This is a genomic window from Streptomyces nodosus (assembly GCF_008704995.1).
GTDB classification, from domain to species: Bacteria; Actinomycetota; Actinomycetes; order Streptomycetales; family Streptomycetaceae; genus Streptomyces; species Streptomyces nodosus.
In genome coordinates this window covers 1148269-1163396 of record NZ_CP023747.1, presented here as the reverse complement: position 1 = coordinate 1163396, position 15128 = coordinate 1148269, and the positions used below count along the sequence as shown (strand labels likewise).

Genomic DNA, 15128 nt, shown 5'->3' with positions numbered 1-15128 from the left:
GAACCACGAGGGCCCCATGTCCACACCCACCCCGACCCGGGCGCCGCACAGCGACGTACCCACCGGGCACAAGGCCGCCGAGGGCCGTGTCGGCGCGGGCCTGTTCGAACCGAGGCAGCTGGTCACCTCGCTGCCGGACGCCGTCCGCAAGCTGGACCCGCGGGTGATGGTCACATCGCCCGTGATGTTCGTGGTGTGGATCGGCTCGGTGCTGACCACGATCTTCTCGATCAAGAACCCCGGTGACTGGTTCGGCTGGGCGATCAGCGTCTGGCTCTGGCTCACCGTGCTCTTCGCCAATCTGGCGGAGGCCGTGGCGGAGGGCCGCGGCAAGGCCCAGGCCGACACCCTGCGCCGGGCCAGGACGGACACCGTCGCCCGGCGCCTGACGGACGGGAGCGAGGAGGCGGTGCCGGGCACCGATCTGCGGGTGGGCGATCTGGTGGTCTGCGAGGCGGGCGACGTCATCCCCGGCGACGGTGATGTCGTCGAGGGCGTCGCCTCCGTCGACGAGTCGGCGATCACCGGTGAGTCGGCGCCGGTCATCCGTGAGTCCGGCGGCGACCGGTCCGCGGTCACCGGCGGGACCAAGGTGCTGTCCGACCGCATCGTCATCAAGATCACCACCCGGCCCGGTGAGACCTTCATCGACCGGATGATCGGCCTGGTCGAGGGCGCGGCCCGGCAGAAGACGCCGAACGAGATCGCGCTGAACATCCTGCTGGCCGCGCTGACCATCGTCTTTCTGCTCGCCTGCGCCACCCTGCCGCCGTTCGCCGACTACGCGGGCACCCGTCTGACGATGGTGGTGCTGGTGGCCCTGCTGGTCTGTCTCATCCCCACCACCATCGGTGCCCTGCTGTCCGCGATCGGTATCGCCGGCATGGACCGGCTGGTGCAGCGCAATGTGCTGGCCATGTCGGGCCGGGCGGTCGAGGCCGCGGGCGATGTCTCGACCCTGCTGCTCGACAAGACCGGCACCATCACCCTCGGCAACCGCCAGGCCGCGGAGTTCCTGCCCGTGCAGGGGGTCACCGCCGCCGAGGTCGCCGACGCCGCCCAGCTGTCCTCGCTGGCCGACGAGACGCCCGAGGGCCGGTCCGTCGTGGTGCTGGCGAAGGAGAGGTACGGGCTGCGCGAGCGGCACCAGGGCGAGCTGGCCGGGGCCGAGTGGATCGCCTTCACCGCCCAGACCCGAATGTCGGGCGTGGACGTCGACGGGCGCAGGATCCGCAAGGGCGCGACCGGTTCGGTCATCCGCTGGGTACGGGAGCAGGGCGGGGAGGCCGCCGAGGACGCGGACGGCATCGCCGACCGGATCTCCGCGGCGGGCGGCACACCCCTGCTGGTCGCGCTGAAGGACGAGGACGGCGCCCGGGTGCTCGGCGTGATCCACCTCAAGGACGTCGTCAAGGACGGCATGCGGGAACGTTTCGACGAACTGCGCCGCATGGGCATCAAAACCGTGATGATCACCGGGGACAACCCGCTGACCGCCAAGGCGATCGCCGAGGAGGCGGGTGTCGACGACTTCCTCGCGGAGGCCACCCCCGAGGACAAGATGGCGCTGATCAAACGGGAGCAGGCGGGCGGCAAGCTGGTCGCGATGACCGGTGACGGCACCAATGACGCGCCCGCGCTGGCCCAGGCGGACGTGGGCGTGGCCATGAACACCGGAACCTCGGCCGCCAAGGAGGCCGGCAACATGGTCGACCTTGACTCCAACCCGACCAAGCTGATCGAGGTCGTCGAGATCGGCAAACAACTGCTCATCACCCGGGGCGCGTTGACGACGTTCTCCATCGCCAACGACGTCGCCAAGTACTTCGCGATCATCCCGGCGCTGTTCGCCGCGGTCTACCCGGGCCTGGACAAGCTGAACATCATGGCGCTGTCCTCGCCGGACTCCGCGATCCTGTCCGCGGTCGTCTTCAACGCGCTGGTCATCGTGGCGCTGGTGCCGCTCGCCCTGCGCGGAGTGCGGTACACCCCGATGAGCGCCGACCGGATGCTCCGCCGCAATCTCGCGATCTACGGCATCGGCGGCCTGATCGCCCCGTTCATCGGCATCAAGATCATCGACCTGCTCCTCTCCCTCATCCCCGGAATCGGCTGATCGGCATGAACCAGACGGTCACGAACATCGCCCGGCTGCTCGGGGCGGGCCTGCGCGCCCTCCTGGTGCTGACCCTGGTGACAGGCGTCATCTACCCGCTGGTCGTCACGGGCGTCGCCCAGGCGCTCTTCCCTCACAAGGCCGACGGATCGGAGGTCGACGCGCGAGGCAAGGTCGTCGGCTCCTCCTTGATCGGACAGCCCTATGACCTTCCGTCGGCGAAGGGCGGGACCCCTCGGCCCGACCTGCGATGGTTCCAGGGCCGCCCGGCGCACGGCCTCGGCACCAACAGCGTGAACACCCGCTATCGCCTGCTGGTCTCCGGCGCCACCAACCTCGCCGCCGACAGCAAGGTCCTTCTCCGGCAGGTCGAGGCCGCCAGGGCCGCGGTCGTCAGGGACAACTCGGTGCCCGGCCACCCGGTCAGGCCCTCCGACGTGCCCGCCGACGCGGTCACCTCCTCCGGCTCGGGCCTGGACCCGGACATCTCCCCGCAGTACGCGGACCTCCAGGTCCACCGGGTCGCCGAGCGCAACGGACTGTCCGTCAGCCGGGTGCAGAATCTCGTCGACGAGCACATCCAGGGCCGCACCCTCGGCTTCCTGGGCGAGCCCCGGGTGAACGTCCTGGCCCTCAACACCGCGCTCGGGGAGCTGACGGGCGGACACTGACCGTCCGGCGCGCCCGGTCGCTCACCTGCCGCAGCCCCGGGCGCGCGGGCGGACGGGCCAGGGGACACTGTTGCCGACCGTCCGCCCAGCCCCGATGAGGTCCCGATGGCGTATGGCCTGGCACGACGTGAGCTCCGTCCCAGAGTGCCGCTGCGTCCGGGCGAGGGCGAGAAGGACCACCTCACCAGCCTGGAGGGCCTGGCCGCGCTGTCGCTGGACGCTCTCAGCTCGGTGGCGTACGGCCCCGAGGCGATCGTGCTGGCCCTGGTGGCAGCCGGCACCGGGGCGCTGACCGCGACCCTCCCCATCACGCTGGTGATCACCTTCCTGCTCGCGGTGCTCGTGGTGTCGTACGGCCAGGTGATCGCCGTGCACCCGGACGGGGGCGGGGCCTACGCCGTCTCCAAACGGGACCTGGGTCCCACCGTGAGTCTGCTCGCGGCGGCCAGCCTGGTCGTGGACTATGTGCTCACCGTCGCCGTCAGCCTCGCCGCGGGCTCCGACGCGCTTGCGTCCGCCTTCCCCTCCCTCGCCCATGACAAGCTCGTCATCTGCCTCATCGGACTGGCCCTGCTGACGGCCGTGAACCTACGGGGCATCACCGCCGGCGCCCGGGTGCTGATGCTGCCGACCGCGCTGTTCGTGGTGTCGGTGCTCGGCGTCGTCGTCCTAGGGCTGGCCCGCTCGCACCCGGCGGCCGTCGTGGGCACCCCGCAACCCCTCCACGCGCAGGAGACGCTGGGGATCCTGCTGATCCTCAAGGCGTTCTCCTCCGGCTGCTCGGCGCTGACCGGGGTGGAGGCCATCGCCAACGCCGTACCGACCTTCCGCGCCCCCCGGGTCAAGCGCGCCCAGCGCACCGAACTGATGCTGGGCGCGCTCCTCGCGCTGATGCTGATCGGCCTGGCGGTGCTCATCCGCCGTGACCATGTCGCCCCGCGCGGGAACGTCACGGTGCTGGCCCAGCTCACGGCCGGTGCCTTCGGCACCGGTTGGGCCTACTACGCCACCAACCTCGTCGTCACCCTGGCCCTGCTCCTCGCCGCCAACACCAGCTTCGGCGGACTGCCGGTGCTGATGAGCCTGCTCGCCCGGGACAACCGGCTGCCCCATCTGTTCGGGCTGCGCGCCGAACGCCCCGTCTACCGCCATGGCGTGGTGGCCCTGGGGCTGCTGGCCGCGGCGCTGCTGATCGCGGTCGACGCCGGCACGCACCGGCTGATCCCCTCTTCGCGATCGGTGTGTTCATCGGATTCACACTCAGTCAGCTGGGCCTGGTACGGCACTGGGCGACCGAGCGGCCGGGGCGATGGAGACACCGGGCACTGATCAACGGCATCGGGGCGCTGCTCACCGCCCTCGCCGCCGTCATCCTGCTGACCACGAAGTTCCTCCAGGGCGCCTGGGTGGTCGTGATCGCCGTCCCGCTGATGATGCTGCTGTTCGCCCGCATCGAGCGGTACTACGGCGAGGTCGGCGAGGAATTGGGCCTGGGCCGGATCCCGGGCCCGCCGGCCCCGCCCCCCGGGAGCCTGGTGATCGTCCCGCTGGGCGAGGTCAGCAAGCTCGCCCAGCGCGCCGTGAGCGCCGCCGTCGCCCTGGGCGGGGAGGTGGTCGTGGTGGCCGTCCAGTCGGACCCGGGCAGGGCCCGCGCCCTCCAGGAGGCCTGGGACCGCTGGAACCCGGGCGTACGGCTCGATGTCATCGACAGCCCCCACCGCTCCCTGGTCCAGCCGATCGTCGCGTATGTGGAGCGGGCGGCCGGGGACGGACGCCAGGTCTTCGTGCTGATCCCCGAGGTCGAACCGCGTCGCCGCCGTTACGAGATCCTCCAGAACCAGCGCGGTCTGCTGCTCGCCGCCGTACTGCGGGCCCGTACCGACGTCGTGGTGTGCATGCTGCCGTACCGGCTGAGCGTGTGAGACCACCCCGGGGCAGGATTGACCGTGTCCAGTCAATCTCACGTCCCGGTTACGGAACCCACAACCTCTGGTGTCGGTGCAGTAAGGGGACGACGATGGGTGCATGACTCTGGCCCAGCGCGCCTTGGAGCGGCTCGACGCCTGGCCCGACCTCACGGCGGGTCCGGCCAGTTGCGGCACGGGGCGGGCACTTCGCTCGCCGCACAGCGAGATCGTCCACTTCCACAGTGGTCATGAGGCGGACCTCCATCTCACCAGCCGGGCCATCCAGCGCATCTCCCGGGACCTCGCGGTGTCGACCGCGATCCGGATGGTGCCCGGCTCGCGGTGGGTGACCGTGCACCTGGACTGCGACGCCGATGTGGACCTGCTGCTGAGCCTGGTCAGCGTCGCCCTCCAGGCACACCAGATGCGGCCGGTGCCCTCGGGCCCGGCCGCGGGATGCAACTACCGCCGGGTGACGGTCCTGCCACGCGGCCGCCAGGGCGTCTACGGCTGAGCGGACCGGGGGCGGCCCGGCCCGATCCGGACGCACGACCCTACGCGGGCGGCGGCTCGTGCGGCTGCCCGGCCGGGGAGGAGCGCCGCAGATGCGGAAGGTGCAGATGAGGGGTACGGCGCCGGTGGACTGCGCGCTCGGCGGCGTGGGCCCGGGCGGCCAGGTCGGGCGAGAGCACATGCACCTTGTGCCCCTCGCAGCTGGGACAGACCGTATGGTCCAGCGGTGATCTGAGCACCCGTCCCCGCTCGTCGACGTACACCCGGGAGGGACGACCGCTCGGGTCGGTGAAGAGCGTGATCCGGAAGGAAGCGTCCCAGACGCGTCCGCAGTCTCCGCACACAAAGGTGTACGTCGTCGAGGCGGACGTGGAATCGGCCGTCATGACGCTGCTCCTTTCTCGGCCGCCCCTTTCCCGGTCGGCCCTGTGCTGCTCCCCCGCCCCGTTCAGATGGGCGCGTGGCCCACGCCGCCCCGGGACCGTCGGTCCCCGGCGGCGCGCTCGCGGGACCTCTCGATCTCGCCGTACGCCGGCTCCCGGCCCTCCCAGTGGGACCCCTCGACCGACTTGCCGGGCTCCAGGTCCTTGTAGACCTCGAAGAAGTGGGTGATCTCCAGCCGGTCGAAGGCGGGGACGTCGTCGATGTCCTGGAGGGCCGCGTACCTCGGGTCGTGCGCCGGCACACAGAGGATCTTCTCGTCCGGGCCCTTCTCGTCCCTCATGACGTACATGCCCACGGCACGGCACTCGATGACACAGCCGGGGAAGGTGGGCTCCCCGACCAGGACGAGGGCGTCGAGCGGGTCGCCGTCGCGGCCGAGCGTGTGGTCGATATAGCCGTAGTCCGCCGGGTAGCGGGTGGAGGTGAACAGCATCCGGTCCAGCCGCATCCGATGCCGCTCGTGATCCATCTCGTACTTGTTGCGCGAACCCTGGGGGATCTCCACGATCACGTCGAATTCCACGACACCCTCCTTGCCCGGTCGGCCGTCGGGGGCTCCTGGTCCGGACGGCCGGGCGGCTGCCGGGAGGTGGACAGGCGGTCCACGGGTGCGCCCGCCGCGAACGGATGTGCCCTTCCAGTGTGCGCCCCGTCCCCCCGCCCCGGCCGGGAAACGGTGTGAGGGGCCGGGCTCCGGGTACCCGTCCGCGCCGGAGGAGCAACGGGAGGGGACCGACGGATCGCCGGATCCACCGGCCCGGGCGGCCCGCAGGACCCGCAGGAGGAGACCCGAGGAGGAGCGACAGTGCCGCGGATGACTCGGGACGAGGCGCGCCGGTGCTTCGCCGGGGCCAGGGTCGCACGGCTCGCGACGGTGGATCCCGAGGGGCGCCCCCATCTGGTGCCGATGGTCTTCGCCCGGCACGGCGAGGACGGGATCGTGACGGCCGTGGACCGCAAGCCGAAGAGCTCCCCGCGGCTGAAGCGGCTGCGCAATGTCGCCGTCACTCCGGCCGTGTCCCTGCTGGTGGACGTGTACGACGAGGACTGGGAACGGCTGTGGTGGGCGCGGGCCGACGGGGGCGCCCGCACCGTGTGGCCGGACGCGGCCGACGAGCAGGACCGCGACGCCCGCCGGACCGCTCTTGCGCTGCTCGCACGGAAATACCCCCAGTACCGGGACGTCCCGCCGGACGGACCGGTGGTTCTGATCACCGTCCACCGCTGGAGCGGCTGGCGCGCCTCCGGCGAACCCCGCACGACGGGGTGACGGGTCTGCGCCGGGCCGCCCGGCGTCACCGGCCGCGGGGACCGGTGTGCCGGGCGGCGGTGTCCGGCTCGTTCATCTCATCGGCCCCGGTCCCACGTGCGCCGCGTGCCGCGGAGTCCGGTGCCGGTGACGTCGGTGCAGCATCCCGATCATCGCCGTGGCCAGGCCCAGCGTGAAGATCAGCGCCAGGGCGAGGCCCGCCGCGAAGATGGCGAGGGCGCTCATGGTGGCGATCACATGGTGCAGCACCGACACGGTGTAGTGGGGGCCGCCGGCCAGATTGCCGATGATCGCCAGCACGGTGAAGGCGGCGGTTGCCGCGAGGAGGAACAGTCCGATGAGCAGCATCCGAGTCATCTCCCCAGAGAGTGCCGACGCCTCCCCGGGTACCCGCATCGCCGCGGGCCAGACAGCGGGGCGGTCCTGCGGCCCCGGGGGGACCGCGGCCGGGGCGACGGCGGCTCACAGCGGGGTGTGGCCGCCCGTCATGAGATAGGTCCCGTAGGCCACGGACGTCAGGGCCAGGGCCCCGCCCGGCAGCAGGACGTTCCGGGGGCGCACCCGCCAGCTGCGGCCGCAGGCGAGCGCGAGCGGGAGCAGCAACGGGAAGGCAGGCACCAGGAAGCGGGGTTTGGACGCATAGGGCCCGGAGCCGCAGATCGTGATCAGCAGGAGTATCCCGGCGTAGACCACCAGGGGCAGGGGCGCGCGGTCCGCGCAGAGCAGACAGAACAGCACCACCGCCGTGGCGACGACGACCAGGGCCAGCGGGTAGACGATCCGCCCGCCGTGCAGCAGCAGCGACTTGAGGAAGTGCAGCGAACCGGCGCCGAAGTCGAAGCGGGAGTCCCAGGCCCGCTGCACCGTGAAGTAGCCGCCCAGCAGATCGCCCGTACGGTCCCCGACCCACAGGACGAACCCCACCCAGCCCAGCGGGGCGATGACGGCCCCCCACCACAGCCCGGACGGAACGCGGCCGCGTCTGCCGGCGATCTCCCATCCGGCCGCCGCGCACACCGCCCCGGCCACCGCGAACCCGGTGGGCCGGGACAGGCCCGCGAGCGCGGCCAGCACACCGGCCCACAGCCAGCGGTCCCTCAGCACGGCATACAGGGACCAGGCGGCCAGCGCGGTGAGCAGCGGTTCGGTGTAGGCGATGCCCAGGACGACGGAGTGCGGCAGACAGGCCCACAGACCGACGAGCGCGGTGGCCACGGCTCGTCCGTACAGCAGTCGGCCGATCGCGTAGATGCCGTACGCGGCCACGCCCGCCGCGCTCCATGCGATCAGCAGGGCGGCCGCGCCCGGAGAGAGCGGCAGCACGGTGGACAGGGCGCGGATGAGTCCCGGGTAGAGCGGGAAGAACGCCCAGTCCCGCTGAACGGCACCGGTGGAGGCGAGGACATGGGCACGGGTGCCGTAGCCGAACTCGGCGATGTGCAGATACCAGCGGGAGTCCCAGGAGTGGGCCAGGCTCCTGAGCGCCGGCCGGCCGGAGAGGTGGTTCGCCAGCACGATCGCGGCGATCCCGGCCAGCCGTACACCGGCGAACAGGGCGAGTGCCGTCGCCGCGCCGGGCAGCAGCCGGTTACGCAGGGGAAGGCGTACGCCACGGGCGCCCCCGGCATGTTTCTCGACGGGGGTGGGCGAGAGTGCGCTCACCACTCGACCCTGCGGCACCGGCGTACCGTCCGCAACGTGAGGTTTGACCATGGTCGGGTCGTATATCAGCGCCGTACGAGAATTCGGCGTGACCCGGTCCTGAGCCCGGTGAACGACGTTGCGCCGTACGGGTGAAGGGCCCGCGCCCGGCAACCCCCGCCGAGTTCCCCTACTCGCCGTCCTCCAGACGGAAGCCCACCTTCAGGCCGACCTGGTAGTGCTCGATCCGGCCGTCCTCGATCCGGCCCCTGACCTGCGTGACCTCGAACCAGTCCAGTTTGCGCAGGGTGTGTGAGGCGCGGGTGACGGCATTGCGGATCGCCTGATCGATCCCCTCGGGCGAGCTGCCGACGATTTCCGTGACCCGATAGGTGTGGTCCGACATGGGGCTGCTCCTCTCCGCGCGGCGCCTGCGGCACACGTCAACTCCACGGTGCCGTAGGGCAGCGGGGACCGCGAGAGAGGGCACCACCCCTTGACCTCCGTATTGGTCCATACCAAAATCCAGGACACCCGTACGAGCGCTGAGCTCGTCCCCCACGTCGGGCCCCTTCTCTTGTCCGCAAGGCTGAACAGGACCCTCCGTGCGAAGACGTTTGCTTGCCCTGATATGTGTGTGCGCCTGCCTCCTCACCGCGTGCGGAGTTCTGTCCGACGCCGGGAGCGGGAGGCGGACCGTGACGGTCTGGCTGATGAAGGGCAGCGCCTCCGACGCGTTCCTCGCCCGGTTCACCCGCGACTTCGAGCGGACCCACGACGATCTGCGGCTCGATGTCCGCATCCAGGAATGGACCGGGATCGGCGCGAAGGTCCAGGAAGCGCTCGGGCGGCCCGACGGCGACGGCCCCGATGTCATCGAGGTGGGCAACACCCAGGTCGCCCAGTACGTCGACGGCGGCGGACTGATCGATCTGACCCTGGAGTCGATGCGGGACTGGGACATGGACCACTGGCTGCCGGGCCTCGCCGAGCCGGGCAGGTTCTCCGGACACCAGTACGGCGTCCCCTGGTACGCCGCCAACCGCGTCGTCATCTACCGCAAGGACCTGTTCGCGCAGGCCGGCATCACCGAGCCGCCGAAGACGCGCGACCGCTGGCTCGCCGACACCACGAAGCTCGACACCGGTGGCGTACAGGGCATCTATCTGTCCGGACAGGACTGGTACACCCTCTCCGGATTCATCTGGGACGAGGGCGGCGACCTGGCCCGGCAGACCTCGGCCGGCCGGTGGGAGGGCACCCTGCAAACGCCCGCCGCGCTGCGCGGCATGGATTTCTACCGGCAGCTCCAGGCACTGGGCGCCGGACCGGTCGACGCCGACGAGGAACACCCCCCGCAGGGCGAGGTGTTCGCGCGAGAAGAAGTCGCACAGATCGTGGCGGTGCCGGGGCTCGCCCAGCAGATCGAGCAGACCAACCCCGAACTGAAGGGAAAACTCGGGTACTTCCCCGTCCCGGGCCGCACGGCCGCCCGGCCCGGGGCCGTCTTCACCGGCGGTTCCGACCTGGTGATCCCCAAGAACACGGACGACCGCGCCGGCGCCACCGCCGTCGTCGCGGCCCTGGCGGGCACCACCTGGCAGACCGACCTGGCCCGCACGATGAACTATGTGCCCAACAAGACCTCCCTCGCCTCGGCGGTCGCCGGTGAGGAAGGCGTCGCGGCGATGGCGGCCGGAGCCGCCCGGGGCCGGGCCACTCCTGCCGCACCCACCTGGGCGGCCGTCGAGGCCGAGAACCCCATCAAGACCTATATGACCAAGGTGCTCCAGGGCGCGGACCCGGCGACCGAAGCGGACCGCGCCTCGCGCCGCATCACCCGGACACTCTCCGCCGGGTGACCGCGTCCCGCCCGGCGGGACCGTGGTGAGCCCGCCGGACGGGGGCGCGCGAGGACGGCGCGGGGGCGGGCCCTCGCCCTCGGAGCGAAGACGCCGCCGGTCAGCGCACCCTGCTCAACGACAGGGCGAACCTTCCCTCCTCGTCCGTCCACCAGTGCGTCAGATCCAGTCCGGCCGCAGCCAGTTCGCGCCGCACACCGCTCTCACGGAACTTCGCCGACACCTCGGTGCGCAGCTCCTCGCCGGCCGCGAAGTCGACCGCCAGATCGAGCGCGGGGATCTTCACGGTCTGTGCGGTGAGCGCCCGCAGCCGCATCTCGATCCACTCGTTCCCGGTGTCCCACAGGGCCACATGGGCGAACGCGTCCAGGTCGAAGTCGGCGCCCAGCTCGCGGTTGACGACGGCCAGGACGTTCTTGTCGAACTCGGCCGTCACCCCGGCCGCGTCGTCGTACGCGGCCACCAGCACCGACGGCTCCTTCACCAGGTCGGTGCCGAGCAGCAGCGCGTCCCCGGGCGTCAGCAGCGACCGCACCGAGGCGAGGAAGACCTCCCGCTCGGCGGGCACCAGATTGCCGATGGTGCCGCCGAGGAACGCGACCAGCCGTGGCCCGGGGGTCTCGGGAAGGGTGAGACCGGCGGTGAAGTCGGCGATGAGCGCATGGACCTCAAGACCGGGCCGCTCGGCGAGCAGCGCCTGCCCCGCCCCGGTGAGCGCGCTCTCGCTCACGTCCACCGGCACATAGGTGCGCAGCCCGGTCAGCGCGTCCAGCAGATGGCGGGTCTTCTCGGAGGAGCCGGAGCCCAGCTCGACCAGGGTGCGCGCGCGGGTGGCGGACGCGATCTCACCGGCCCGGGCGACCAGGATCTCCCGCTCGGCGCGCGTCGGGTAGTACTCGGGCAGTTCGGTGATCTTCTCGAACAGTTCGCTGCCGCGCGCGTCGTAGAACCACTTCGGCGGCAGCGTCTTGAGCAGGGGCGTCCCCGTGGGGAAGGCGGGGCCGAGGTCCTGGGGACGGGTGAGGCCGAGCAGCACATCGGCGCGCAGCGCGGCGTCCGTGGCGTCCTCGGGCAGGGTGCGGGTGACATGGAACGGGCTCACGTGCGGGGCTCCTCGGGGGGTGCGGATGCCGGGCAGAGATCCTTGAGGGGGGTCAGCAGGACATCGGTGCGCGTGGCCACGAGCAGCGTACGATCGGGCACCTCCTGCCAGCGCGGGTCGTCGTCATAGGGTTCCGAGGCCACCACGACGGAGGTGCCCGCCGGCTGTGGGGGTCCCCCCGGTGCCTGCGCGAGGCCGAGGGAGCGGGACGAGCCGGGAGCGGGGGAGGCGCCCGGCTCGGCGAGGTACCAGAGCGTGTCGCCCCAGGCGCTCGCCACGATCGTCTCCCCGTTGGTGAGCAGCAGATTGAGCCGGGATCCCGGGGCCGCCGCGGCGACCTCCAGCACCGTGTCGGCCAGCGCCTGCCCCGCCTCGTCACCGGCGCGCAATCGGCCCAGCACCAGGGCCCAGACGATCGCCGAGTCGCTGCGTGCCTCCAGCGACAGCAGCTCGGCCGGCGGCAGGGTCCCGGCCGGTCCGGCGACCGAACGGGGCCATCCGGCCACGGCCCCGTTGTGGCTGAACAGCCACCGGCCCGCGGCGAACGGCGCCGTGGCGGTCTCCCCGGGCGCACTGCCCTCGGTCGCGTCCCGCACGGCGGCCAGCAACGCGCCCGAGCGCACCACCCGCGCCAGATCGGCGAAGGAGGCGTCGCCCCAGATCGGACCGGCCCGTCGGTAACGGGCCGGCACCGGATCCCCCGGCGCGTACCAACCCACGCCGAAACCATCGGCGTTGACCGTGCCATGGCGCTGCATCCGCGGCGCCCACGACTGCCGGAGGAGACTGTGCCGGGGCTCCACCAGGAGCCGGCCGAGCGGCTCCTCGGGCCCCAGATAGGCGAGCTGACGGCACATCAGGCGTCCCTCGCGGTGCGGAACCCGGAGAAGATCTGCCGCCGGACCGGATAGTCCCAGTTGCGGAAGGTACCCCGGCATGCCACCGGGTCCACGGCGAACGAACCGCCGCGCAGCACCTTGTACTCCGGACCGAAGAACACCTCCGAGTACTCCTTGTACGGGAACGCGTTGAACCCCGGGTACGGCAGCAGATCGCTCGCCGTCCACTCCCAGACGTCGCCGATCAGCTGACGCACCCCGAGCGGCGAGGCCCCCGCCGGGTAACTGCCGGCCGGCGCGGGACGCAGATGCCGCTGGCCCAGGTTGGCGTGCTCGGGCGCCGGGTCGGCGTCACCCCAGGGATAGCGCCGGGAGCGGCCGGTCGCCGGGTCGTGCCGGGCCGCCTTCTCCCACTCGGCCTCCGTGGGCAGCCGGCGCCCCGCCCAGCGGGCATAGGCGTCCGCCTCGTACCAGCTCACATGCAGCACGGGCTCGTCGGGCGGCACGGCCTCGGTGACACCGAAGCGCCGCCGCAGCCACTCGCCGCCCTCCCGGCGCCAGTACAGCGGGGCGTCCAGGCCGTGGGTGCGGATATGGGCCCAGCCCTGCGGGGTCCACCAGCGCTCCTCGTCATAGCCCCCGTCCTCGATGAAGGCCCGATAGGCGGCGTTGGTCACCGGGGTGGTGTCGATATGGAAGGCGGGCACCGTCCGCACATGGGCGGGCCGTTCGTTGTCCAGCGCCCAGGGCTCGGTGGAGGTGCCCATGGTGAACGGGCCCCCGGGCACGAGAACCTCGGACGGCCCGGAGTACGGCGCCACCGGCTCCGGATCCGGAGCGGTGAGCGCCCGCGGCCCCCTGCGCAGCTGATGGGTGATCAGCATGGTCTCGTCGTGCTGCTGCTCATGCTGGGCGATCATGCCGAAGGCGAAGCCCGCCTCGGTCAGCCGCCGCCCCTCGAACGGGGTGTTCTCCAGCACGTCCAGGGCCCGGCCGCGCACCTCGGCGGCATAGCGGCGGGCCTCGTCGGGCGGCAGCAGCGGCAGCGAGGGCCGCTCGGCGCGCGGGTGCTCGAAGGCGTCGTACAGCCCGTCGATCTCGGGCCGCATGGCCTCCCGTCCCGCGACCGTGCGCAGCAGCCACAGCTCCTCCTGGTTGCCTATGTGCGCCAGGTCCCAGACCAGCGGCGACATCAGCGGGGAGTGCTGGGCGACGAGGTCGGGGCCGTCGACACAGGTGGTCAGGAGCGCGGTCCGGTCGCGGGCCGTGGTCAGCGCCCGGAGCGCGCGCTCCCGGAGCCGCTCGGGGCCGATCGCCGGCGGTTCGTCGGTCATGTGCGGATGTCCTTCCCGTGGAACCGGATGTCCTCCCCGCCGAACCGGGCGTCCTCCTCGCCCGGACGGATGTCCCTCCCTTGGAAGCGGAGCAGCAGATCGTCGGCGGGGCAGCGGCCCCTGGCCACATAGCGTTCGAAGAACCGCGCCACGGCACGCCGGACCTCGGCGGTGGCGCCGAGCCGGGGCAGGGCCTCGGCCGCGGCCGTGAAACAGACCGTGGCGGCATCGCGCAGCTCGGGATCGCTCAGCCCGTCCCGGGCGGCGGCGACCCACAGCGGATTGCACGGGGCGGGCAGCGAACCCGCCCGTTCGGAGAGGGGTTTCACCGCCCGGTACGCGGTCTCGGCGGCCTCCGGGTCGTCGAAGAGCGCGGTCGTCACGGCGAGCGGCACGATCCATCCGTCGTCACCCGGCTGGGCGTCGATCATGCGGAGTTCGAGATGGCCGCGGGGCCGTATCGGAGGGAACAGGGTCGAGAGGTGATAGTCGAGGTCGCCGCGGTCCGGGGGCTCGGCCGACCGGGTCCAGGCCCGGAAGCTCATGCCGTCCGGCACCCGCCAGGGACCGGTCTCGGCCCGCACGCACATCACGGGCGCGTCCATCACATGCCGGGCCCAGGTCATGCGCGGGTCGCCGCCCAGGGGCGGAGCGCCGCTGCGCCCCGGATCCATCGCGGCCCACAGGGACTGCCGCGTGGAGCGCCAGCCCGTGGGCCGGCCCAGGGCCAGCGGCGAGTGCGCGAACGCGGCGACCAGCACCGCGCCCAACTGGTGCGCCAGCCACCAGCGCCGTCCGTGCCCGAGGGGGCCCGGCTCCTCGTAACCGGCGTCCAGGCACACCTGGACGGAGGCGGAGCAGCACATCATTCTCCGCCCTTCGGGGCCGGCGCGGTCGAGGTAGTTCTCCATGGCGTCATAGCGCGGCTCATGGAGATAGCGACGCGGGGGGTTCCACGGGTCATGGCCGTAGCCGCTGAGTCCGATGCCCGCCTCGCCCAGCGACGCGCGGACCGCGTCGAGGTCGGCGGACACGGCCCGTATGCACTCCATCAGGGAGGCGGCGGGAGCGGAACTGAGCTCCAGCTGGCCGCCGGGTTCGACGGTGAGCGCCGAACTGAGGGGCAGGGACCGTAGCGCGGCATAGGCCGCCCGGAGACGTTCGGGTGGTACGGGGAGCCACGGTTTCCGCAGCTCGTGGACGAGCCATTCGAGCTCGACACCGAGGGAACGGGGCGGGCCGGTCTTGAAGCAGATGCCGCGGACCAGCGCCTCCACCTCGGCGTCCGTGACGGCGGAGCGGGACTCCGGACCGTCACTCACCGGATCGGACATGTCGGGATCCTCCTGGGGGTTCCACCATGTCACCGGCCCGGGGCCGGACGGGGCCCGGGCCGGTGTCGCTCGTCCCACCCAAGACCCTCGCGGGG

Annotated in this window: 14 protein-coding genes and 1 pseudogene; 6 read left to right on the top strand and 9 right to left on the bottom strand. The window is 72.0% G+C overall.

The features are described from left to right. Nucleotides 1-16 precede the first annotated feature (16 nt). The 4 genes and pseudogenes from kdpB (at nt 17) to CP978_RS05230 (ending at nt 5208) form a co-directional block, all read left to right on the top strand. Nucleotides 17-2116, top strand: coding sequence for a potassium-transporting ATPase subunit KdpB (gene kdpB / locus CP978_RS05245; RefSeq protein WP_043437932.1), 2100 nt, complete (start codon nt 17-19; stop codon nt 2114-2116). Between the two features lie 5 nt (nt 2117-2121). Next, nucleotides 2122-2787, top strand: a complete 666-nt coding sequence (locus CP978_RS05240; protein ID WP_043437930.1) for a potassium-transporting ATPase subunit C — start codon at nt 2122-2124, stop codon at nt 2785-2787. A gap of 105 nt (nt 2788-2892) precedes the next feature. Next, nucleotides 2893-4709 (top strand): annotated as a pseudogene (locus CP978_RS05235) (APC family permease). A gap of 103 nt (nt 4710-4812) precedes the next feature. Beyond that, complete coding sequence (locus CP978_RS05230; RefSeq protein WP_043437929.1) at nt 4813-5208, top strand: luciferase domain-containing protein; 396 nt, start codon at nt 4813-4815, stop codon at nt 5206-5208. A 40-nt stretch (nt 5209-5248) separates the two neighbouring features. Here CP978_RS05230 and CP978_RS05225 read toward each other — a convergent pair whose 3' ends face one another. Together CP978_RS05225 and CP978_RS05220 are read right to left on the bottom strand one after the other, a co-directional pair. Continuing rightward, nucleotides 5249-5593, bottom strand: coding sequence for a hypothetical protein (locus CP978_RS05225; RefSeq protein ID WP_043437928.1), 345 nt, complete (start codon nt 5591-5593; stop codon nt 5249-5251). A 62-nt stretch (nt 5594-5655) separates the two neighbouring features. Continuing rightward, nucleotides 5656-6174, bottom strand: coding sequence for an inorganic diphosphatase (locus CP978_RS05220; protein ID WP_052454024.1), 519 nt, complete (start codon nt 6172-6174; stop codon nt 5656-5658). A 282-nt stretch (nt 6175-6456) separates the two neighbouring features. Here CP978_RS05220 and CP978_RS05215 point away from each other — a divergent pair, with 282 nt between their 5' ends. After that, complete coding sequence (locus tag CP978_RS05215) at nt 6457-6921, top strand: TIGR03668 family PPOX class F420-dependent oxidoreductase (RefSeq protein ID WP_043437927.1); 465 nt, start codon at nt 6457-6459, stop codon at nt 6919-6921. Between the two features lie 72 nt (nt 6922-6993). On the opposite strand, the gene CP978_RS05210 is transcribed toward CP978_RS05215, so the two are convergent. The 3 genes from CP978_RS05210 to CP978_RS05200 all read right to left on the bottom strand — a co-directional run bounded on the left by CP978_RS05210 (nt 6994) and on the right by CP978_RS05200 (nt 8968). Next, nucleotides 6994-7278, bottom strand: a complete 285-nt coding sequence (locus tag CP978_RS05210; RefSeq protein ID WP_227745325.1) for a hypothetical protein — start codon at nt 7276-7278, stop codon at nt 6994-6996. A 105-nt stretch (nt 7279-7383) separates the two neighbouring features. Continuing rightward, nucleotides 7384-8583: a hypothetical protein gene (locus CP978_RS05205; RefSeq protein ID WP_376697912.1), complete on the bottom strand. Its 1200-nt coding sequence runs from the start codon at nt 8581-8583 to the stop codon at nt 7384-7386. 169 nt (nt 8584-8752) lie between these two features. Beyond that, entirely contained in the window at nt 8753-8968 is a 216-nt protein-coding gene (locus tag CP978_RS05200; RefSeq protein WP_043437924.1) for a dodecin, read from the bottom strand. A gap of 199 nt (nt 8969-9167) precedes the next feature. On the opposite strand from CP978_RS05200, the gene CP978_RS05195 reads away from it, so the two are divergent. After that, nucleotides 9168-10424 (top strand): extracellular solute-binding protein, encoded by a 1257-nt coding sequence (locus tag CP978_RS05195; RefSeq protein WP_043437922.1) that lies wholly within the window; start codon nt 9168-9170, stop codon nt 10422-10424. Between the two features lie 100 nt (nt 10425-10524). On the opposite strand, the gene egtD is transcribed toward CP978_RS05195, so the two are convergent. The 4 genes from egtD to egtA are packed head-to-tail and all read right to left on the bottom strand — an operon-like array spanning nt 10525 to nt 15033. Beyond that, the gene (gene egtD / locus CP978_RS05190) at nt 10525-11526 is read right to left on the bottom strand and encodes an L-histidine N(alpha)-methyltransferase (protein ID WP_043437919.1); all 1002 of its coding nucleotides are present in this window, start codon (nt 11524-11526) and stop codon (nt 10525-10527) included. Beyond that, entirely contained in the window at nt 11523-12383 is an 861-nt protein-coding gene (gene egtC, locus CP978_RS05185) for an ergothioneine biosynthesis protein EgtC (RefSeq protein WP_043437918.1), read from the bottom strand. The genes egtD and egtC overlap by 4 nt, the downstream gene beginning before the upstream one ends. Continuing rightward, on the bottom strand, nt 12383-13699 hold the full coding sequence (gene egtB / locus CP978_RS05180; protein ID WP_043437916.1) for an ergothioneine biosynthesis protein EgtB: 1317 nt from the start codon (nt 13697-13699) through the stop codon (nt 12383-12385). The genes egtC and egtB overlap by 1 nt, the downstream gene beginning before the upstream one ends. Continuing rightward, nucleotides 13696-15033 (bottom strand): ergothioneine biosynthesis glutamate--cysteine ligase EgtA, encoded by a 1338-nt coding sequence (gene egtA, locus CP978_RS05175; RefSeq protein ID WP_079162017.1) that lies wholly within the window; start codon nt 15031-15033, stop codon nt 13696-13698. The genes egtB and egtA overlap by 4 nt, the downstream gene beginning before the upstream one ends. Nucleotides 15034-15128: the final 95 nt, after the last annotated feature.

Bases quoted from the DNA above. Each gene is read 5' to 3' on its own strand.
- kdpB (WP_043437932.1), top strand. From the start codon at position 17: ATGTCCACACCCACCCCGACCCGGGCGCCGCACAGCGACGTACCCACC.
- CP978_RS05240 (WP_043437930.1), top strand. From the start codon at position 2,122: ATGAACCAGACGGTCACGAACATCGCCCGGCTGCTCGGGGCGGGCCTG.
- CP978_RS05230 (WP_043437929.1), top strand. From the start codon at position 4,813: ATGACTCTGGCCCAGCGCGCCTTGGAGCGGCTCGACGCCTGGCCCGAC.
- CP978_RS05225 (WP_043437928.1), bottom strand. From the start codon at position 5,593: ATGACGGCCGATTCCACGTCCGCCTCGACGACGTACACCTTTGTGTGC.
- CP978_RS05210 (WP_227745325.1), bottom strand. From the start codon at position 7,278: ATGACTCGGATGCTGCTCATCGGACTGTTCCTCCTCGCGGCAACCGCC.
- CP978_RS05200 (WP_043437924.1), bottom strand. From the start codon at position 8,968: ATGTCGGACCACACCTATCGGGTCACGGAAATCGTCGGCAGCTCGCCC.
- egtC (WP_043437918.1), bottom strand. From the start codon at position 12,383: ATGTGCCGTCAGCTCGCCTATCTGGGGCCCGAGGAGCCGCTCGGCCGG.
- egtB (WP_043437916.1), bottom strand. From the start codon at position 13,699: ATGACCGACGAACCGCCGGCGATCGGCCCCGAGCGGCTCCGGGAGCGC.
- egtA (WP_079162017.1), bottom strand. From the start codon at position 15,033: ATGTCCGATCCGGTGAGTGACGGTCCGGAGTCCCGCTCCGCCGTCACG.